Origin of the sequence: Paenibacillus harenae DSM 16969 (assembly GCF_000422465.1) — a bacterium.
Taxonomy (GTDB): Bacteria; Bacillota; Bacilli; order Paenibacillales; family Paenibacillaceae; genus Pristimantibacillus; species Pristimantibacillus harenae.
The window spans coordinates 39,256-62,012 of record NZ_KE383846.1 but is presented as its reverse complement, the minus strand read 5'-3'; the positions used below and the strand labels follow the sequence as shown (position 1 = coordinate 62,012).

Below are 22,757 nucleotides of genomic sequence, written 5' to 3'. Positions count from 1 at the left end.
CACGGCAGTGGACCCCCCGCGCTTCGTTGCCGTATGATTATGAAAGCGGTTTAAGGCTGTTAGATAGGGGGAGCGGCGTTGAAAAAGCTTTTACTCGTATATCTCGTTCTGATCGGAACGCTTATCGCCTATTTGTATGTGGCTTTTATCAGGGAGGACGACAGCGGGCTGCTGAACGATACGGCCGGTCTGCACGGGCAGACGGACGAGAAATACGTGATGGTCAATTTTTTGACCGGCATTGATTATTGGAAGAACGGCTTGAAAGGGTTCGAGGATGCCGCGGAGGCGCTTGGCGTATCGGTGGAGTACCGGGGATCGACGCAATATGACGTGCAGGAAGAGGTGATGGTGCTGGAGCAGGTCATCGCCCGCAATCCTGCGGGAATCGCCGTAAGCGCGATCAATTCCGAAGCGCTAAATGCGGCGATCGACAAAGCGGTGGAAGCGGGCATTCCGGTCGTCATGTTCGATTCGGACGCGCCTGGCAGCAAAGCGTATTCCTTTATCGGCACGAATAATTATAACGCCGGCGTCACGGCCGCGAGGAAGATGGCCGAGTTAACGGGCGGGAGCGGAAAAGTCGGCATCATTACCCATCCTAATCAATTAAACCATCAGGAGCGGACGCGCGGTTTCAAGGATACGCTTCGCGAAGAGTTTCCGAAGCTGCGGCTCGTCGGCATTATGGACGGCAAAGGCGACCAAATGGTATCCGAGCAGAAAACCCTGGAGCTGCTGGAGGACAATCCGGATCTGCGGGGCATCTTCGTAACGGAAGCGAACGGCGGCGTGGGAGCCGGCAATGCGATCCTTCGGGCAGGCAAGCTGGATCAGGTCAACATTATCAGCTTTGATACGGACAAGAGGACGCTGGATATGGTCAAAAGCGGTACGATATCCGCCACTCTTGCGCAAGGAACGTGGAGCATGGGGTATTGGTCGCTGATGCAGCTCTTCCATCTTCGCCATGAGCTTGCGGACCCGATGCCGGATTGGTGGCAAGCGGACGTGCCTCCTTTGCCGGTCAATGTCGATACAGGCATTACGGTGGTCACATCAGCCAATGTCGATCATTTTTATGCAAAATAAAAGATCCGTATATGCGGCAAGCGGAAGGTGAGCGCAAGATGGCATTCAAACTGCACCAAAAATGGCTTCAGCTTAACAACTGGTCGATTCGTTACAAGTTCATCTTTCATTTTCTGCTGATCAGCATCCTTCCGGCATTATGCATCGGCTTGTTAATGGCGTGGACGGTCAACGGCATCGTTGAGAAGCAGGCGAACGGGCACACGATGCAGCTCATCGATCACGTCAATAAATCTCTGGATTCCCATGCCGGCAATATTCAAAACATATCTTACTTTATAGCGATGAATACGGGTGTCCAGTCCTTTCTGAACGAAGGCTATCCTGCGGTCGACGAGAATGAAAAACAGTATGAGCTGTCCAAATTTCTGCAAAGCTTCACGACGCTTTATTCCGAGGTCGCCGGCATTATGGTGGTGAGGGCAAACGGCGACTATTTCAGCAACGAGATGTACGCGAAGAGCAGCCGAAGCTTAACGGAGGAGAACTGGTACAGGAAAGCGGTCGACGCCAAGGGTATATTCACGATGATCGGGCACCCGTACGACCGGAACGTGACGACGCATGCCAATTACCGGGACAACGAGGTCGTATCGGTCGTTCGGGCGATTCAAGATCCGGATACGCAGCGTACGCAGGGGGTCGTGCTGATCGATCTTAAGCTGCGGGTCGTAGCCGAGACCGTCCGCAATGTAAGGCTTGGCAAATCCGGCTATTTAATGGTCATCAACGATGTCGGGGAACAAATCTATGCTCCGCAGAACTCCAAAATCGGGAGCGTGGATACGGCGCTGCTCGGCCGACAGCCGTCCGGCACGTTTTCTCAGACAGTGAACGGGCAGGAGCTGCAGTTTATTTACCAGAAGTCGGCCTTCACCAATTGGACGACAGTGGGCGTGTTCGACATACAGGACAGCACGCAGGAAATTCGGGACATTAACTTGTATTTGATTTTTTTCGTGTTTGTCGTATGCATGCTCGGAATTGCCGCATCGTATTATTTATCCCATTCGATCTCCCGCCCGATTTTGCAATTGTCGTCCTTCATGCGCAAGGTGGAAGAAGGCAATATGAGCATCCGGATTCCCGAAGAGCGGGAGGACGAAGTCGGCATGCTGGGGCGCAGCTTCAATAAAATGCTGTCGCAAATCACCCGGCTGCTGTCGCAAGTATGGGAAGAGCAGCGGTTGAAGCGGGAGGCGGAGCTGCGCAGCCTGCAAGCCCATATCCAGCCGCATTTTTTGTACAACACGCTGGATACGATCCAGTGGCTCGCACGCAAGGACGGAGCGCAGCAAGCGGCGGAAATGGTGGAGGCGCTGTCGAGGCTGTTCCGGATCGGGCTCAGCAAAGGACGGGAGATCATTCCGCTGGCCGATGAATTCGATCATATCCGCAGCTATTTGAAGATCCAGCAAACCCGCTATAAGGACAAGCTGAACTACAGCATCGACGTGGACGAAACCTGCGGCGACCTGTTCGTGCAGAAACTGATCCTCCAGCCGGTGGTGGAGAATGCGATTTATCACGGCATTAAGGAACGCAGAGGGCCCGGCATGATCGCCATTCGGGCGAGCGTGACGGCCGGCATGCTGGAAGTGGTCATCGAGGATGACGGCGTCGGCATGACGGAAGCGAGGCTTGCCGAATTACGCGAGACGCTTGCGTCTGTCTCGGCAGCCGCTGCGAGCGCGAAAACGGCGAAGGGATCAACCGCAACCGCAAGCTACGGCTTGCGCAATGTGCAGGAACGCATTCGGCTCGGCTTCGGCGAGCCATACGGACTTACGATAGAAAGCAAGGAGAAAAGCGGCACGATCGTGAAGATCTGTCATCCCGTTATTCGTCGGAGGGGGGAAAACGCACATGATTCGCAAGTGGAGGACATTAATCGCGGACGATGAAGCGATTATCCGGGAAGGAATCCGGACTTCGATTCCGTGGGAGGAGCTGAAGCTGGAGGTCGTGGGGGAGGCGGAGGATGGCGAAGAGGCTTTGGAATTAGCGATAGAGAAGCAAGCGCAAATCCTGCTGGTTGATTTGAGCATGCCGATCATGAACGGCATGACCTTGATCAGCCATATCCGTGAGCGGCTTCCGCAGTGCAAGATCGTTATTATAACCGGCCACGACGAATTCAGCTATGCGTATGAAGCGATTAAGCTGGAAGTGGACGATTACATTCTGAAGCCGGTCAATCCGTCGGCTTTGGCCGAAGTGATGAGAAAGCTGGTTCATAAGCTGGAGGAAACGTCGGTCAACGAGGAACTGCTGCAGATGGCGTCAAGGCAGATCGAGAAAAACTTTGCCCTTCTCCGCGAGCGGTTCTGCCTGGAATGGATGAAGGGCGATCTCGGACCGGAGGAAGTTGCCGGACAGCTTGCCTTCTTGAGGATGCCGGAAGAAGCCCCGGATTATGTAGGCGTTATCCGATGGCCCGAGCAATCGAAAGGCAAAGCGTTTTATTCCGAGAAGGACCGGCAGCTTCTCCTGTTTGCGATCGAAAATATTGTGGAGGAGCATCTTCGGAAATGCACATGCATTCATTTTCGGGATGAAGTCGGACTTATTGTCTTATTGATATGGGGCAAGCCGGGCGCATCCGTATTCAGGCAAATCGAGCTGGACGTTGCCGAGTATCTCAAGATCGCGATCGTGGCCAGCTACCTGCCGAATCAGGCCGGCAACGTGCCGCTGCTTTACGCGGAGGCCAAGGCTTCGGTGAACAATGAAACACGCTTAACCCCGCTCGTGCGCCGGACGAAGGCATTGGTCGCGGAACGTTACGCGGACCGGGATTTGTCGCTTGAAGGCGTTGCCCATGAATTGAACGTATCCGCCGTTTATTTGAGCAGGCTGTTTAAGCAGGAAGTGGGCGCCTCGTTCATCAACGTTCTAACCCATACCAGAATCGAGCAAGCGATTCGCCTGCTTAGCGAAACCGACTTGTCGATCAATGAAATCGCGGAGAGAACGGGCTACGAATCGCAGCATTATTTCAGCACCTCGTTCAAGAAAGCCGCGGGCTTGTCCCCGAATCAATACCGTAAGCATTTGCACTGAAACATGATGCAGATGAGGAGCAGCCTTGAGGGCTGCTCTTTTGTTTATTTAAATCGTAATTTTGTTATACAAAATATAATATAATGTCATTTCACTAGGGTAAAATCTGATTTATAATATATAAATAAAGTAATTATGTTTTACACAAAGGAGTTTCACAGAACATGACAAAGAAACAATTACAAGATGCCGAGCTTTCTTCCATGCTGAAAAGCAGCATTAAGCTGAAAAGCCGTGAAGGCATAGAGGCCCCTTGGCTGAACCTTATTGATGAGGACATGGAATGGTGGCGGGATGCCAAGCTCGGCCTTTTCGTCCATTGGGGACTTTACTCCATGCTTGGACGCGGCGAGTGGGCCATGTTCAACGATAAAATTCCCGCTGACGATTATGCGAATCTGGCCGGTCAGTTTAACCCGCAGAAATGGAACCCGGAAGAGTGGGCCAACCTGGCCCAAGAAGCCGGAATGAGGTATTCGGTCATGGTAACCCGCCATCATGACGGCTTTGCGCTATGGAACAGCCCGGGCAGCTACGGACGATTCGACAGTATGCATTCCGCCGCGAAACGCGATTTTGTTCAAGACTATACGGATGCCTTTCGTCAAGCCGGACTCCGGGTCGGTCTGTATTATTCGCCTATGGATTGGCGCTTTTCCGGATATTTCAAGCCGAAGGAGCTGGCGGACAACGCGGCGTTGATGAAAAAACAAGGCTATGAGCAAATCCGGGAGCTGACCACGCGATACGGGACGATCGATATTCTATGGTACGACGGAGGCTGGCTGGCTCATTCCGGATCGGATGCCGATGCGGCATGGTTCTGGGAGCCGGTAAGGTTAAACGAGATGGTAAGGAGTAACCAGCCGAAATGCGTAATCAATCCGCGATCCGGCTGGACCGGTGATTTTCAATGCGACGAAGGTCCGCATGACATTACCGGCAACATCATTCCCATCGATTGGGAGAAATGCTTCACCATCGCGTATCATTGGTCCTACGAACCGGAAGAAAAAGTCATGCCGCTCGATGACATCATCAAAATCATGATTGATTGTTTCGTCCGCGGCGGAAATGTGCTGCTCAACGTAGCTCCCAATCCGGATGGGGAAATACCGGCAAGCCAAGTAGAGCGATTGAAGCAAATCGGAGCGTTTATGAAGAAAAACGGTGAAGCCATTTACGGCACGCGGCCGGGACCGCTCGAGCCGGTCGACCATATTTACGGCATGACCTGCAAGGGAAACCATCTCTATTTGCATGTGCAAGATATGCCGGTATTTGACGAAATGGTTTTGCCGGCACCTCCGCGGCAAATCGTGAGCTGCCAATTGCTGGACGGCAGCGAGGTTCCTTTCGAACAAGATGAGCAGGGAATATCCATCAAAGTTCCTAAAGAAAAATGGCAACCGCTTGATACCGTTATTAAGCTGGTTGTAGAACCATGAGGCAGAATCGGGGGGACCGGCTATCAGATTCGGTCTCTTATTCTAGCCTAGTATACGAATCATGTTCCGAGTGGAATGCAAGCTGGGTGAAGGGGGGGTTTATCGTAATATTGTTATAGAGTTCATATTATATTTCTATTTATACAGAAATATCAATGGCTTATAATATATTTGCATAGTAATTATGTTTTATGTTGGTGAAAATTGACAATCGCCGGACGGATGGCTTCGAATTTGCAATTGATCTGAAAGCGCTGTCAACCTTTTTTCGCCAAACGACATCATCATCGGAAGTGCACATGCTAAAGGAGGAGATCGCTCTGAAATCCGCAGTCGCCGGTAAACCGTTGCCGTTTCAAAAGAAGTCGCCGAGAAAAACGGCAGTCAAAAAAATAATGAGGCATTGGCAATTTTATTTGCTTATTTTATTGCCGATATGCTTTCTTATTACTTTCAACTATTATCCGATGTACGGAGCGACAGTGGCATTTAAAGATTACAACATTGTGAAAGGGATTACAGGGAGTCCGTGGGCGGGATTCAAACATTTCATTTATTTTTTCGAAGGGCCCTATTTCTGGCTTATCATAAAAAATACTTTGGGAATAAGTCTTTACGGTCTGCTCGTCGGGTTCCCCATTCCGATCATTTTGGCGCTTGCATTAAATGAAGTCGGCAAACGTTTCAAAAAGTTCGTGCAGTTGGTGACCTATGCACCTCATTTCATCTCAACGGTCATTATCGTTTCGATGTTATCGCTGCTGCTCGGACCTCAATCCGGCCTTTTGAATAATTTCTTGGCTTCATTAGGCATGGACAGAATCAATTTCATGGGAGAGCCCGGATATTTCAAATCGCTTGTCGTCTGGTCGGACCTATGGCAGAACGCCGGTTTCAGCTGCATTATATATCTTGCGGCATTGTCGGGTATCGACCCTACGCTGTATGAAGCCGCCAAAGTGGACGGGGCGTCGAGATGGCAGAAGATTATTAATGTCGATCTTCCCGGCATTTTCCCCACAATCGTCATTTTATTGATTTTGGCAGTTGGCAGCATTATGTCTGTCGGATTTGAGAAGATTTATTTAATGCAAAATGCGGCGAATGCGGGGTCATCGGAAATCATCGCTACTTATGTGTATAAAATCGGCTTACTCAATTCGAATATCAGTTATGCGACAGCCGTCGGGCTATTCAATTCCATTATCAATCTGATTCTTCTAGTCAGCGTCAACGCGGTGGCCAGGAAGATTACAAAAAGCAGCTTGTGGTAAAGGGAGGATCGACATGATTGCAAAAAAAACGATAAAAGAATCACCAGGGGACAGATTGCTGCTTGTGATACTCTATGTAGTGCTGTCGATATGCGTATTGGCTGTGCTTTATCCGTTGATTTATATTGTCAGCGCGTCATTCAGCAGCCCGTTCGCCGTTATATCCGGCAAGGTGTGGTTGTATCCGGTCGATATCACCTTGGTAGGTTACGAGACCGTATTTAAAAATTCGCAAGTTCTGGTCGGGTTCGGTAATTCTGTTTTTTATGCGGCGGCAGGCACGCTGGTAGCTGTCACAGTCACCATTATGATGGCCTATCCGCTTTCGCGCAAAACCTTTTACGGGCGTAATCTGCTAATGTTTTTGCTGACCTTCACGATGTTGTTCTCGGGCGGATTAATCCCGGTGTATTTGGTCATAAGGGATCTGCATCTCCTGGATACGCGATGGGCCTTGATTATTCCGCAGGCGCTTGGTGTTTTTCAAATTATTATCGCGAGGACCTTCTTCCAGAACACGATACCCGATGAGTTGGCGGAAGCGGCCGAAATTGACGGATGCAGCGATATCGGGTTTCTGATGCGCGTCGTGCTTCCGCTGTCTAAGCCGATCATCGCAGTTCTTGTGTTGTTCTTTGCCGTAGCACGATGGAACGCTTATTTCGACGCATTGATCTATATCAGAGACTCTGATCTGTATCCGCTGCAGCTGGTCCTTCGAAATATATTGCTTCTCAATGCAAATCAAAATCCGACAAACATTACGGAAGCCATGGAGAGACAAGGGGTGGCTGAGCAAATGAAATATGCGTTGATCGTCATCTCCAGCTTGCCGGTACTCATTTTGTATCCGTTTATTCAGAAACATTTTGTCAAAGGGGTTATGATCGGGTCTTTGAAGGGCTAGGATGTCATTCTTCGAGGGAGGTGAGCGCATTGTAAACCTGCTGAATAAAACGGGTTTTGTAGATGCAGAGAATGATATGACTTGGAAAGACGAACGGTTTGGCAAATACAAGGGAGGTTTATATATGAAGAAACCATTGGCGCGATTTTTAGGCCTGCTGCTTATTGTCAGTTTGGTGTTGGCAGGCTGTTCCTCCAACGAAACCGGAGGCAATAACGAAACGAACGGCGAGGGAACCGGCACGACGCAACCAAACGAAGAGAACACAGAGCCTGTAAAACTTTCGGTTTTTATGGCCGGCGATCCTGAGCAGGATTATAATACCAACAAGTTTACGCAAGAAGTAGAAGAATTGTTGAATATCGATTTGGATATCCAAGTCTACTCAAATGAAGTAATCAAAGACCAGAGACAGCTTACCCTTAATAGCGGGGATTATCCGGAAGTATTCATGCTGACCTGGTCCGACCCGATTTTTTCTGCGGAACAGATGAGGTTGGGGAAGCAAGGCGTATATATTCCGCTAAACGATCTCATAGAGGAGCATGCTCCTAATATTAAGCAGCGTATGAAAGAAATTGATTACTACAAACCGGGAGTTACCGCGCCTGACGGCAACATTTACGCACTGCCGGCGATCAACGAATGCTATCACTGCGGCTTCGGCTCCAAGATGTGGATTAACACGGAATGGTTAGAGGCAGTCGATATGGATGTGCCGACAACGACGGAGGAGTTCAGGGAAGTGCTTCGAGCCTTCAAAAATAACGATTTGAACGGCAACGGTCAGAATGACGAGGTACCGTTGAGCGGCTCCAAAGGTAACCGTTTGGAATCTTATTTAATGAATGCCTTCATTTTTAACAACAACCCAGGCGAATGCAATAGCGGCGCTTGTTATATGACGGTCAATGACGGCCAGGTGGATTTAACCGCAAACAAGCCGGAGTTTAAAGCAGGGTTGGAATACGTTGCTTCACTGTACAAAGAAGGTTTAATCGATCTCGGCGCTTTGTCCCAAGACGGCGAGGCGTATAAGCAAGTGGCCAATAGGGAAGGGATTGCGACGGTGGGCGTCGCTCCGGCGTTGCATCCATATGTCTTTATCCCGCCCGACAATCCTGTCCATCAACAGTATATGCCGATTCCTCCGTTGAAGGGGCCGAACGGCGTTCAACTGGCAGGGGCTGGCGGTAGCGGAATCTGGGCTTCGTACTTTGCCATCACTAACAAGGCAACCGAAGAGCAGCAAATCGCCGCCATCAGGCTCGCCGATTATATGGCGTCCGAAGAGGGCACGGTCCGGATGACAATGGGCGAAGAAGGCGTGAACTGGGAGCGCGGAGCGGCAGGCGATTTGGATATGAACGGAGAACCGGCCCAATACAAGCTGATCTCCAAAACGCCGGAAGAAACGAGGGCGCTGAACAATGCGTGGAGTGAGATCGGTACGTTCGTCAAGACGGCAGAGCACCGCGCGTCTTGGGCGGTTGCCCAGGATATCATGTCTCGCGAAGGGTACGAGCTCAGATTGTACCAGGCGACTAAGCTTTATGACGGACGCCAGCCGGATGAAATACTTCCAAGTGGCTTGTTCATCGATCCGGCGGAAGTAGACGAATTCGGATTGCTGGCTACGGATATCAACAAATATATTGGAGAAAATATGATCCAATTCATCACCGGAAACAAAAAGCTGGATAAAGATTGGGACTCTTACGTTGCAGGATTTGAAAAGCTGAAGCTGAACCGTTATTTGGAAATCATTCAAACAGCGATGGACAATGCAGCGAAGTAAATGTAAGCGGTTGAACAAATGGTTGAGCAGGAGTAATCCCGCTCAACCATTTGTTCGGAACGGATTATGATCTTGAGAAAAGGGGCTATCCCAGAAGATTATTTCTACTGAGGTGATGGTCTCTTTTTCTTTGCTCGACAGGAGGGTTATCCTGGACCAGTCTGCACCCGGAGAGAGATTTAAAATCATAATTTTGTTATATAATTTATAATATTATTTTATTTATATTGGATAACTAATAACTTATAGTAGTAATATAATGTTAGTTCATTCTTGGCTAAAGGGGTGATGCAAGGCAAGAACATAGCAAAATGCGGCAAACTTTAGGAAAGGAGAATGGATGGAGCGTTTCTTTTATTATTTTTAAGGAGGAAAGTTGACATGTATTGGAGTAAAAAGAAAAGAACCGTGGCAACGCGCATCTTATCTGTCTGTCTGTCGACAGTTATGCTGTTGCAATTCATCATCCCTGAAGGGGTTGATCGAGTATATGCTGCGAATGAAGACACGGACTATTTGGACAAGCTTGACTTCGGGAACGGCGTTTCTGAAAGCGCTCACAATTTTAAAGGCGACTTTACAAGCGTGATCACCGGATTCAAGGGCGAAACCGCCCGGGTGTCGAATCCGCTCGCACCGCAGGAAGATCAGGGCGGGGATCTGACGTTTACGATGAAGGTCGATCCGTATCTCCGCAACTACTTTACCTTGAAACTAGCGGGAGAAGACAACACTTCGGGCTATAACAGCGTGGTCAATATAAACGGCGAGCAGGTCGGTTTCTTAAGACATGGCGATTATGAAGCTATCAGCAAGGGCGCGTGGTTGCCGAATCGCTTTTACTACAATACGGTCATGCTTCCGCTGGAGTCCACATACGGGAAAGAGACCGTTGAAATCACGATACGAACGCTTAATCAGTGGGGAAATGTAACGGCTTCTTCCAGAGGCTTCTATAGCGCCTACGCCCATACGCAGGCCTATCTGAATGTGGAAGGAGAACCGCAAGGCTATAAGTTTAAGGAAGATCAGAATCCGGACACCATTGTGGCGGCGGATTTGACGAATGAGGAGAAGCAGGCGAGAATCGACAGCTATATGCAAGACATGATCAACCTGTTTAACCATTATTCGGCCAAAGTGGATTCCAATGCCGGCGGCAAGCTATCGATCATCCGTTATCAGGATGAATTGAAATTTTACGCGAGCGCTTTAAAATACAGCTGGTCTCCGGCGCAGACGCCGGATGAGAAACAGGCGGCGCTGCAGCGTATCTTCAAAACGATCGACAACCATGTCAAGGATTATTACCGCAATACAAGATTGGTGCTGAGGGGAGGCCATCAGGGAGACTGGGGCGGCTACTACGGCGCGCTCGGCGAAGCGCTGTACATCGCGGAAAACCTGATCAAGGACTCTTCCGCTTATGGGGAAGATGCGTTCAATGCATTTCTGGATGAGCCGTTCGTCACCGGATCGACCGAAGGCGAATTTTCTCTTGCGGGCGTGGACTGGAACGGCGGCGAGCTGACGCGACGCGAAGCGTGGGAACGCGTGCTGAAAGCGAACTTCGACTTTGCCCGCGCGCGTCTGTCCTATATCTATAACCAGATGCTCTATACTTATGAAGGCGCGTGGGAAGCTCACGAAGGCTTGCGCATCATCGGCTCTCCGTTCTTTGAAGGCAAGGAGCGCAGCCATCAAATTTTGCTGGAGGCCGTAGGGATCCGGTCGTTCCTCGGCGAAGAGGTGCTGGTCGGTCCCAGCGGCGAAGAGCTGGATCTGTATCATTCCCTGTTCTACCATGACGGGCAAGCGAAATTTACAGACGATTTCGTTCACGTTGTCGGTAAAGGACTTGCCAAGAGCAAGCTGGACGAGAACGGCAGCGTGGTGCGCCGCAAGCCGTACGGCGAGCATTACACCGGCTTGACGGAAGCGGGACTGACCAGAGAAAACGGCTATGTCGCCAACTATGGCGAAGCGGCAAACTACGTTCTGAACTTTTTCTATAAAACGCTCGGCCATGCCGGCGACGAGGAAATCAATGACGAGCTTCTGAAAGCGGCGCTAAAAAACATTCATGCCCGCGGATTTGTCCGTTACTCATCTCTGGATGACAACGGAAAACGAGTCATGAGAGCGGAACAAGTGACGGATGAGCGAAATCAGAGTTCAACCGGGTTCACTGCGTACGGCGCTAGAGTGGGGCTTGGAATGGGAATACAGCATGCTTCTCTGGAAATGATGATGGCCCAAAACGAGCAAAAATACGGCGGTCCGGAGTGGGACGAGTACTGGCAGTATGCGAAAGAAGCGGTTGGCTTCGTACAGCAGCAGCTTGCGGATCGCCAGTTATTCAACGCTAACGACTTCGGCAACAGCGGAACAAACAGCTCGCGGAATTACCGTCTTGCCGAGGCGTACAAGTACGTTACGGGAGATCGGGCCAATTTCAGCCGGTTCGGCGGCAACGCGATGGCCGGGGTAGTTCTTCCGCAAACCGATTTCGATTATTACAAGCCCGAAGAAATCGCTGCCTTGGGCGTCAATCCGGCCGATTACGAGCAGTTTGCATGGGCGGATATCGACAATCTGTACCTGTCGGTAAAAGACGGCGATTTCCGAATGTTCGGCGCGCTCTTCTACCGGAATAAAGGTTCGGTAAGCAACGGCAAGCTTAATGTGATGAAAGACAACTACAGTCACGTCGTTCAGATCGCCACCAACAACCGGTTCCGGTATGAAGACTACTATATTCGTCCTTCTTATTTCGATACCGATTACATGTCGCCTCAGGGAGCTTCAGTGAGCGGAGCTCCGCAAGCGCTCGTTGGCGAGGTTGCGCCGATTTCTTATCAACCGGGCGTCGGGACCGTAGACCGTGACAATCATGAAGCGGACACGCCTTATTCCGGTTATCCGGAATTGCAAACGTCCAGATACGGCAAATATTTCATGGTTTTCAACACGACACGCGAGGCATATGGCAATGAACAATCGTTCGACGTTGAACTGCCGGCGGATTTCAGCGGCAGTACGGTGCTTGACCTCGTAACGGGATCGAACGTTCCGGTCGCGGGCGGAAAAGTGACCATAGCGCCCAAATCTGCAATGGTATTGAAATTAACATCGGATATCGAGCTTGCTCCGAAGCCGTTCCATGTTGACTTTGTGAACGCTTTGGCAGGCAATGGTTATGTCGGCGTCTCCTGGAAAACAACCTCCGGCGGACAATCCTACACAATTAAACGTTCGGAATCGGAAGAGGGTCCTTATACGACCGTCGCAACGGGGGTTCAAGGCAACGATTACAAGGACACAACGGTTCAGAACGGCAAGGTTTACTATTACAAGGTCGCCGCAGTAAACGGGAACGGAGCAGGCTGGGATTCCTGGCGCGCAAAGGTCGATTTGACGGCGCCGGTATCCGGCCTGCCGGGAACGGCATGGCGGGACGACCGTCTCGGCGGTACGTCAGGAAGCGCTGTGATCGACGGTTCGTCTATCTCGATCGGCTCCGCTAACGGGACGGGTCTGGGCGAAGGGGACGACAATCACATTTACAAGCGGGACATTAACGATTCGCTGCATGTTGTCAGTCAGGTCGCAGCCGGAAACAGCTCGATCAGCGCGAAGCTGGACAGCGCGGCCGGTGAAGCAAGCGGCATCATGCTGCGCGACCGGCTCACCGCCGACAAGGCCCGCTATATCTATTTCGGCTCGGATGAGAACGGCAACCTCGTGCTTCAGAACCGTACGCGGATCTCGATGCACCAATGGTCCAATCAGGCTGCAAGTCCGTTGAACGCAAACATTGAAGGCTATACGGCGGCGGAGTATCCGTATATCAAGCTAATGCGGGATCATGACTCGCAGACGGTGTACGCGTTCGTCTCCAAGGACGGCACAGACTGGAAATATGTCACGAAGATGATTACTTTCCTGCCGTACGCCTACTATACCGGCGTTGTCGCCGCAAGCGAGGCTGCATTCAGCGAGGTAGCGGTTACGGTAGTTCCGGCAGGAATCGTCACTCCTTTCACCGCCAAAGTGAAGGATCAGGTGACGCTGTACTGGAACAAGCCGAAGCAAGCCTCCTGGTTCAATGTGTACCGCACCAATGATGAAGAGGCGAGCTTGACCGATCCGGTATTGAGAACAGGCACAACCGAGTTGGAGGACGGTTCCCCTTGGGAAGAGGTTCTCACGGGTACAAGAGCGACTTCATTCCAGGACGGCTTGCGGTTCGGCAGCGTGCATTATAAGGTGATGGCCGTTCACGGCGACGGCTCCCCGCAACCGTTCTCGGCCACCGTAAACGCTTATGCGGATTCGATTGATATCCTGTTAGAGGATGCGCGGAGCTTGCCGGCTTCCGATTATACGAAGGTGAGCTTCTACCTGTTCCATAAGGAGCTGGACCGCATCCAATCGGAGATGGTGAGGCCAGAAGCCGACGAGAAAGCGTTGATTAACGAAATCTTCGATGCGAAGAATCTGCTCGTTTCGGTCCGGACGCTGCTGATGAAAGTGGAGATGGAACCTCCAATGGCCAAAGCATCGGAAAAATTCTGGCAAAACGATAACATCTCCGAGGAACAGAACGCTTGGTATTTGTTCGATGAAAATCCCGACACGATCGCCCACACCAGGTCTGCTGTGAGCTGGGTGGATGTCGATTTTGGCGTCGGAAATGAAAAAGCGGTCGATACGTTCCGCTACCTTCCGAGGAGGAATATTGTCAGCCGTGTCAATAACACCGTTTTTAAGGGCTCTAATGACGGGCAGACTTGGACGGATCTGCACCGCATTGCAGGAGTATCCGAATATAAATGGTATTCCGCTATCAACCAGGATTCGACGCCATATCGTTATATCCGGATCTACGACGATCATAACGGCTTCGTGAATTTTGAAGAGATCGAGTTCCTTGAAATCGGCGTTGACAAGACGCTGCTCGCGCTCTTGCTGGACGAAGCGGCGACTGCTAAGGAAGCCGGAATCTATACGGCTGAAAGCTTGCAAGCTTTTGTGTCGGAAGCGGCCGGTGCATCGGCGGTGCTGGACAATGCAGATGCAACCCAGAAAGATGTGGACGTTGCGGACAACCGTCTGCTGGCTGCATTCGATGCGCTGGCGTACATCGCAGGCATGCCGGTGCTGGATTCGCTGAGAGACAAAACCGTGGTAGCGGAGAGCGCGCTTGCGTTCCGTGTTGAAGCGGTGAATGCGGCGGCCGATGTGACATATGGGGCAATTGATCTGCCGGCGGGAGCGTCCTTTGATGCGGCAACTCAAACGTTCGCATGGACGCCTGGCCGAGAACAGGGCGGCGTTCATGCTGTAACGTTTAACGCGGCGGCGGGCGAGCTTTCGTCGTCCAGAACGATCAAAATCACGGTGAAAGGGCAGCCGGTGTTCGAGCCGGTCACGACGGTTGAGTTGCCGGCGGAGCAGCCGTTCGCCTACCAGGTGCCGGTTTCCGATCCGACGGGCGAACCACTCGTATACCGTGCCGGTGAATTGCCTGAAGGCGCGGAGTTCAACGCCGCGAAAGGCATATTCAGCTGGACTCCTGATCAAGCCGATTACGGCATCCATCCGGTAACCTTTGCGGTCGGCAACGGATTGTTTGAGGTCAGCCAAACGATTCCTTTCAAGGTCAATCTCAACATTCTGCCGGCGGAAGATTACACGAAAGGAAGCTACTACCTGTACCTTAAGGAAGTGGAACGGATTCAGGCGGAAATCGTCAAACCGGACGCCGACAAAGCGCAGCTTCTGGCCGAGCTTGAGCAGGCTGAAGGGCAGCTCGATCAAGTGCCGTTGTCGCTTTATTCGTTCGAAGACAACGCGGACAACTCCATCGGCTCGTCTGACGGAACCGTAGAGGGAACCCCTGCTTATACGGCCGGCAAGGTTGGGCAAGCCATCGATTTGGATGGAAAACATTATGTGACGCTGCCTAAGACGCATCCGCTTGCCGAATATGATGAGATCACCTTGGCAACGTGGGTTTACTGGAAGGGCGGCAACCAGTGGCAGCGGATCTTTGATTTCGGCAACAACACGAATCAAAATCTGTTCCTAACGCCGAGATCAGGCAATAATACGCTGCGCTTCGCGATCAAGAACGGCGGCAGCGAGCAAATGGTGCAAACGTCGCAGCTGCCGGCGGGCCAATGGGTTCATGTGGCGGTGACGCTGGGCGGCGGTACGGCGAAGTTGTATGTGGGCGGTGAGCTGAAAGCATCAGCGAGCAGTACAATCAAGCCGAGCGATTTTAAACCAAGCGTCAATTACATCGGCAAAAGCCAGTGGCCCGATCCGCTGTTAAACGGCATGATTGATGAATTCCGCGTGTATAATTCCGTCTTGAGCGCAGAAGAAATCAAGTCTGCAATGAACAATTCGGCGGCGAAGTGGATTGACAACACTTTAATTCCGGTCTTGCTTGAAGAAGCCGCCGCGATCGACACCGGCCTTTACAAAGAGGAGAGCGTACAAGCACTTCAGGCGGAAATCTTGAAAGCCCAATCCGTCTATAACCAGGCAAGTGCAACTCCATCCGAGATTGATGCGGCATCCGAAGGGCTGCTTGCGGCGCTCAAAGGGCTGCAGTGGAAGGACGTAACCGCATCCCTGGATCCTGTGGCTCCAGGCGGCAAGAACGGGTGGTATACGTCTCAGGTTACGATGACCCTGTCTCCTGCGGGAATCGCAGAATACAGCCTGGACGGCGGGAACACGTGGACTGGCTACAGCGCGCCTGTAAACCTGAACCAAGAGGGAACGCATCAGGTTCTGTATCGCCGTTCCGTCGAACCGGGAGAGGCGGAATTACTGGAGATCAGAATCGACCTTACGGGACCCGAGGTTCAGATAACGGGTGAAGCTTCGTATACGATCGATCAGACGGTCACCATAACATGCAGCGCGACTGATGTCATATCGAGCGTATACGGTACACCTTGTGTCGAGCCGCTGGTTCAATCCAAGGCGTATGCGCTGGCATCCGGTCAGAATACGGCAACCGTAACGGCGGAGGATATGGCAGGCAATAAAACGACGACTTCGCATGCCTTCACGGTAACGGTCACTTTTGATAGCCTGAAGACCGTGACGAACGACTTTATGCAAACAACGGGCGCCAAAGGATGGGAAACAGTGGCCATATCGTACAATCAAAAGCTGGATCAGGCGAAAGCCGCAGCCGGCAGCGGCAAAATTGACGCGGCCAAGAGCATGATGGCCGACTATATTAAGCAAGTACAGGATCAAACCGGAAAATATTTCACTCAGGAACAAGCAGACATTCTGATTCGGTGGGCACGAATTGTGATCTAGTCGAAGGATAATGCCGGAAGGGAAGGCTGGGGATTAGAGTAATCAGACCCGGCCTTCCCTAATTCAACTGAAAGAGTGAATCAGCTGAAAGCGGTTACAATTTGGTGCCGAAACTTGAAGCCCATAAGGAGGTGATGCAAGCGAAAATACACTAAGCATGAGTATGACGGTGAAATCCCCGTCACAATACCTCATGATTAACCGCAACCTGGGTAAACGCCGACATTGCTAGAGCAAAAAAACGGTAGGAGTATTCAGGAAAAAAGGAGATGATTTTTAAGATGAAGAAGATCTTAGCCTTTTCAATGATGTTATGCCTTCTGGTAAGCATGGCAGGGAATGTTAGGGAAGTGGAAGCAGCTACAACCGGCCCTTTTGTACATCCCGGCATCCTGCACACCCAGGCGGATTTCGACCGCATGACACAGATGGTTGACGCGAACGTACAGCCGTATCGCGACGGTTATGATCGATTGGCGAGCAGCCCGCTTTCAGCGTCCGGTTGGACTCCGCGCGCGACGGAGACGATCATTCGCGGCGGCACCGGCGATAATGTAGCCTTGCTGTACATCGATGTTGCCCGCGCTTTCCAGAATGCCGTAAGGTGGAAGGTTACCGGCATCAAAGCTCACGGCGACACGGCAGTCAACATTCTGAATGCCTGGTCATCCACACTTACGACGGTCACCGGCAATGCCGACCGCTATCTGGCTGCCGGACTTTTCGGATATCAGCTGGCCAACGCGTCAGAGATAATGCGGGACTATCCCGGGTTCAATGTGACCCAGATGCAAGATATGCTGCTCAATGTATTTTACAAGCCTCTTAACGAGCGCTTCCTTATCGGTAATGAATTCGGCGATGATCACAATGGCGCCTACATCCAAAATTACTGGGCGAACTGGGATCTGTGCAATATGGCAGCGACGGTTGCGATAGGGATTTTTACTGACCGCCGGGATATCTACGACATAGGAATCGAATACTTTAAAAACGGTGCCGGAAACGGTTCCATCTATAATGCGATTCCGTTCCTGCATCCGGGCGGGCTCGCGCAGTGGCAGGAGTCCGGGCGCGATCAACCGCATTCGGTATTGGGTATCGGATTAATGGCTGCAACAGCTGAAATGGCTTGGAATCAAGGCGACGATCTGTATGGGTGGGCAAATAACCGCTTCCTGCGCGCCGCCGAATACGTTGCCAAATATAACAACGGAGACGATAACGTACCCTTTGCGACCTACGAATGGGGCTCCGGCGTAAACGGCTCAGTGCAAAGACAGACGGTAATATCGAGCTCGGGCCGCGGTGATGCGCGTCCGGTCTGGGCAATGATATACAACCACTATGCAAACCGCAAGGGGCTATCGGTGCCTAATATTGCCGCACGCGTCCAACTATTAGGAACTGAAGGCGGCCCGAACGCAAACAATAACCATGCTTCGACATTTGACCAACCCGGATACGGTACGCTTCTCTATACCCGGCCGGCCGGCAGCGGTGGAACTGCAACTCTTTCTGACGGAAATATTCCGGGCGGCACCTATCGTTTCATTGTGCGCCATAGCGGCAAGGCTATGGATACAGCCGGCACAACAAACGGTGCAGCTGTTCAGCAATGGACATCCAATGGGGGAACGAATCAGCAGTGGATCGTGACTCATCTTGGCGGAGGCCAATACAGCGTCAGGGATGTAAGGAGCGGACGTTCCCTGGATGTAGCAAACGCTTCCCTGGATCATACAGCCAGATTTCAATTGTGGAGCTATCATGGCGGGGACAATCAGAGGTTTGCTTTTATCCCTGTAGGCGAAGGTTATCACCGTATCACCCCTGTGCACAGCAACAAACCGGTAGACGTGGATGGTGTCTCCACCGCGGATGGTGCCCTATTACAGCAATGGCGATATGTTCTTGGCGGTAACCAGCAGTGGACGCTGGAACCGGTATCGGTAAACGTTCGCTTGCAATCGCATAACTTCCCGGACCGTTATGTCCGACACAGTAACAACCGTGCACGGATCGATGCCGATGTTTCCCCGGTTCAAGATGCCCAGTTCAGGATGGTTGCCGGATTGGCTGATTCGAGAGGCGTTTCATTCGAGTCCGTCAACTTCCCCGGGCGCTACCTGCGTGTCCGGTCCAATGGAGAAGTATGGCTGGATTCGAACGACAGCACGACAGCTTTCGCAAATGATGCAACCTTCCGCCGGGTAGCGGGATTGGCGGACGCCCAAAAATCGTCCTACCAAATGTGGATGGATTCGACAAGATATTTGCGCCACCAAAATAATCTTTTGTATGCCCAAATCGGTTCAGGAGCGTTATTTGAAGCCGATGCGACTTTTACTGAAATCGCCCCGTAAAGCCAAGTGAAAAAGGGGCTGTCCCAAAAAGTTATCGAAGACGACTGAGGGATAGCCCTTTACAAAAACAACACAGTCACTATCGACTTTTTTATTTGTAATGAATGGTTCGGAATTCGCCCGGGGTCATACCCTCCATCTCCATGAAGATTTTATTGAAATAGCTTACGCTGGGGTAGCCGGAGTTGATGGCGACCTCTTTGATTTGAATGCTCTGATCGCCCAGCAGCAATTGCTTGCTCAATTGGATCCGGCATTTCGTGATATAAGCGAGAGGCGTCATTTTCGTTACCTTTTTGAACAAACTGCAGAAATAATTCGGCGTTAGGTTCGCATTGTCCGCCCACTCTTCAAGGTTGAATGGAAGATGTGCGTTCTCCTGCATCCTCGGAAGCAGCCCAATGATTCGGTCAACGTTGTGCGTCCCCCTTTTATTGGTAAAAGGTATGGCATTGCACATAAATTCAACGATGACGGCATAGGTCAGGGAGGAAATTTTGGCAGGTCGCAAGAAGTTGTTTGCTTCTACTTCATCAAGCAGCTCCAGCCAGGCTTGCTCGAGCGGTCCGTTCTCATTCATATACCAGAGGGACGATTCGTGAAAGCCTCTCTCCAGCATAAAGTTCGCCAAGGCGCTTCCGTTCAATTGCATCCAGTAAATCTCCCAGCGGTCGTCTTCCGACGTGTAGTAGCGCATTCTCTGATACGGCGTGTGAAGGAAGACATCTCCTTGTTTTAAGGCATAGACGGTCCCGTTCAATTCCAGAAATCCCTTGCCGCCTACCACGAAATGCAAGCTGAAATCTCTTACCCCCGATTCGCGATTGACATTGTGATCAAGAGGCTTGGTGTTTTTCCCGACCGAATGCGGAAAACATAAAAAGTTATATTCGTCGAAGGCAGGCAACATATATTGGCGGTACATCGAACCACTCCCATGTAATTTATAATCATATGAATATTCATGCCAACTAAATCAATTATATACGAAAAAAAGCCGGAAATGGAATCGTGAAATCGTAATATTGTTTTATTTTTGGAAATCGCGCCATTGCTCCAAACGGAACAAGTTAATGAATTTGTTGAGCATGTAAAGGTCAGAGTTAGAATAAACGATCTCCTTGCTATTGCTCCATTTGTCAGTGAAGTGACTGATGCAAATTACAGAGCAACAGATGAAGGCTGGGAAAGAGGCTGAGCGATTGAAAAGAAACTTCACGATCTGAACCGTTTTAAGGATTGCGTATATTGTTATTGGGTATAAGGAACAATTATTTGGAAAACCATTTTGGGAAAGAGGGGGAATATATGTTTATAAAGCCTAGGCAGCCGAAAAAATGCCGGGGATGTATTTGGGGTCATTGGGACGGAATGAAGCAGTATTGTCCGAAGCCCGTATGCATAAGGGTTTTGGAGGAGAAAATGATCGAATGAAGCTATTTAAAAGATGAAAATAAACAGTTAAGACGAAGCTGCCGAGTAACCGGCAGCTTCGTTACGTTAACAGGAGGGTGAGCGGAATAATTTTTACTTTGACAAGGATTTCTTATTTGTCCGACGAACAGTGATAATGTGAATATTTGTATAGGAGGAATATGATGAAACGGAAAGGTTGTCAGATGGCGGCCGTACGATAGCAAGATCATATACCGAGGAGGAGTTTTTTTGAGCAGCTTACGACAAGGATTAGTCGGTGAATATCTGTTTGATGGAAGTGCCGATGATACGAGTGGTCATGGTTATCATGGCAAGGTGGAGGGCGCCGCTCTAACAGCCAATCGTTTTGGGGAGAGCAATCGAGCTTACTCCTTTTCCGGGCAGGGAGACTTTATTGTGCTGGATCCGCCACCGCCGCTCTATGCCGAAGCATTGTCCGTTTCGGTCTGGGTGAAGTACGATGGGGAAGCCGCGATGAAGGGGTGGAACAATGCCATCATCTCGCAGGACGATCATGGTTGCCAAACCGATAAGTCGCGGCGTGTATTTCAATTGAGTACGAAAGGGGAAATCTTCACTTGGCATCGAATGTTGGTGACACCCGATGCGATTGGAAAGCAGCCTATTCAACGCGGCGTTTGGTATCACGTTGTTGCGGTATTTGATGGAGACCGCCACCGACTTTTCATAAATGGCGAATTGCAGGATGAGAAAGCCGGATTTTTGCGCCCAAACCCGGAAGAGCCTATCTTTTTTGGGAAAAAGAATTCGAATGAACAACGTTTTTGGTTCCATGGAGAGTTGGATGATATTCGGATTTATAACAGGGCGGTATTCGAGGAAGAAGTTTTAGAGCTGTATACGGAACATGGATATAGGGGGGATCCTGGGTTTGCTCCACTACCTCCTAGTACGATACGTCAGAAAAAGTCTTCAGCGAAGAAATGGGTTAACAAACCTATTCGCGTAAGAAGAATTTTGGATCGCCAACCATTTAATTGGAATGATTGTTATAACTCTTTCGCGATGGCTTTATATGGCGCTTTTCAATATTCTAACAAGCCCATCAGTTTACCGCAGGCTTTGGTATATTCAGGACAGGCCTTCGCTATCAATACGGATAAGACGGTTTCCCCGATGGATGTTTTCGGAGACGGCAGTCTGCTGAGAGCAGCCTTGGACAACCTCGGTTTTGACATGGAGGTTCTTGCGGCCAACCTCTACGACGGGGATTGGGACGATGAGACCGTTGATAAAGCGCTTTATTTGGTTCGGGATAGTCTTCAGCGCGGCATGGCAGTCGTAGGCTGGAATCTGGATAACTATGAGCACGGCTTGATCTATGGATATGATGATAAGCGCAGAGTTTTAAACATCCACGATATCAATGCACGAAATGGCGGAGAGCTATCCTACGATGATTTTGGCAGGCGCTCACGAAACGGGGTCCCCATAAATCCCGAGATGTTTGTGTTGGTGCTCAGAGACCGGAATGAAGCTCGACACCTAAACGTTACACGATACACCAAGGAGGAAGATAGGAGTTATCGGGAAGGATTAAAAGCGGCGCTCTCCATTGCCATCCGCCACATGGATGACAATGGATGGGAAGGAAAAGAGCGCAGGAGTGGAATTGCCGCTATTGATGCATGGATTACCGCATTCGAGGACGGCTCGGCAAGTCCATTCGGAACCAGTTATAATCTTTTATGGATTACATCCGCACGGCAATATCTGATTCCATTCTTTACCCAATCGGCGATTACCCATTGTATGTCCATTCAGAATGTTCCCCTTCAACAAATGATGATGAACGCGGCTGATGTTTATCTTACCGGTTATCGGGCATGGGTAGGAATGCGTGAGTTATTTCCGTTTCCGAAGAGCGCAGATCCATCAGACCCCATTTTGAAATCGGAAGCAATTAGACTGCTTCGCGAAGCACGGAAGGCTGAAGCGGCCGGATTGGGAATATTGAGAGAGATCGTGGCACACTTATCGTAGTTGTGTTTTTTAAACACA

General features: G+C 50.6%; 11 protein-coding genes. 10 read left to right on the top strand and 1 reads right to left on the bottom strand.

What is annotated here, in order from left to right:
- Positions 1 to 78 precede the first annotated feature (78 nt).
- The 9 genes from H581_RS0130775 (at position 79) to H581_RS35940 (ending at position 19,298) form a co-directional block, all read left to right on the top strand.
- Entirely contained in the window at positions 79 to 1,092 is a 1,014-nt protein-coding gene (locus tag H581_RS0130775; protein WP_029192603.1) for a substrate-binding domain-containing protein, read from the top strand.
- A 38-nt stretch (positions 1,093 to 1,130) separates the two neighbouring features.
- Complete coding sequence (locus H581_RS0130770) at positions 1,131 to 2,996, top strand: cache domain-containing sensor histidine kinase (RefSeq protein WP_029192602.1); 1,866 nt, start codon at positions 1,131 to 1,133, stop codon at positions 2,994 to 2,996.
- Positions 2,959 to 4,155 carry a response regulator gene (locus H581_RS0130765; RefSeq protein WP_029192601.1) on the top strand — a complete coding sequence of 399 codons (1,197 nt, stop codon included), beginning with the start codon at positions 2,959 to 2,961 and terminating at the stop codon, positions 4,153 to 4,155. Before H581_RS0130770 ends, H581_RS0130765 begins: the two co-directional genes overlap by 38 nt.
- Positions 4,156 to 4,319: 164 nt before the next feature.
- Entirely contained in the window at positions 4,320 to 5,603 is a 1,284-nt protein-coding gene (locus H581_RS35950; protein WP_036720678.1) for an alpha-L-fucosidase, read from the top strand.
- A gap of 299 nt (positions 5,604 to 5,902) precedes the next feature.
- Positions 5,903 to 6,877 (top strand): ABC transporter permease, encoded by a 975-nt coding sequence (locus H581_RS0130755; RefSeq protein WP_051251534.1) that lies wholly within the window; start codon positions 5,903 to 5,905, stop codon positions 6,875 to 6,877.
- 13 nt (positions 6,878 to 6,890) lie between these two features.
- The gene (locus H581_RS0130750; protein WP_051251491.1) at positions 6,891 to 7,784 is read left to right on the top strand and encodes a carbohydrate ABC transporter permease; all 894 of its coding nucleotides are present in this window, start codon (positions 6,891 to 6,893) and stop codon (positions 7,782 to 7,784) included.
- 124 nt (positions 7,785 to 7,908) lie between these two features.
- Complete coding sequence (locus H581_RS0130745) at positions 7,909 to 9,582, top strand: extracellular solute-binding protein (RefSeq protein ID WP_029192598.1); 1,674 nt, start codon at positions 7,909 to 7,911, stop codon at positions 9,580 to 9,582.
- A 381-nt stretch (positions 9,583 to 9,963) separates the two neighbouring features.
- Entirely contained in the window at positions 9,964 to 16,932 is a 6,969-nt protein-coding gene (locus H581_RS36795; protein WP_051251489.1) for a LamG-like jellyroll fold domain-containing protein, read from the top strand.
- 281 nt (positions 16,933 to 17,213) lie between these two features.
- A complete protein-coding gene (locus H581_RS35940; protein WP_084134875.1) occupies positions 17,214 to 19,298 on the top strand; it encodes an AbfB domain-containing protein in 2,085 nt (694 codons plus the stop codon).
- Between the two features lie 91 nt (positions 19,299 to 19,389).
- Here the strand turns inward: H581_RS35940 and H581_RS0130730 are convergent, their stop codons facing one another.
- Complete coding sequence (locus H581_RS0130730) at positions 19,390 to 20,223, bottom strand: AraC family transcriptional regulator (RefSeq protein ID WP_029192597.1); 834 nt, start codon at positions 20,221 to 20,223, stop codon at positions 19,390 to 19,392.
- A 740-nt stretch (positions 20,224 to 20,963) separates the two neighbouring features.
- Between H581_RS0130730 and H581_RS36790 the strand changes: the two genes are divergently transcribed.
- A complete protein-coding gene (locus H581_RS36790; protein ID WP_051251488.1) occupies positions 20,964 to 22,739 on the top strand; it encodes a LamG domain-containing protein in 1,776 nt (591 codons plus the stop codon).
- The last annotated feature ends 18 nt before the right edge of the window (positions 22,740 to 22,757 follow it).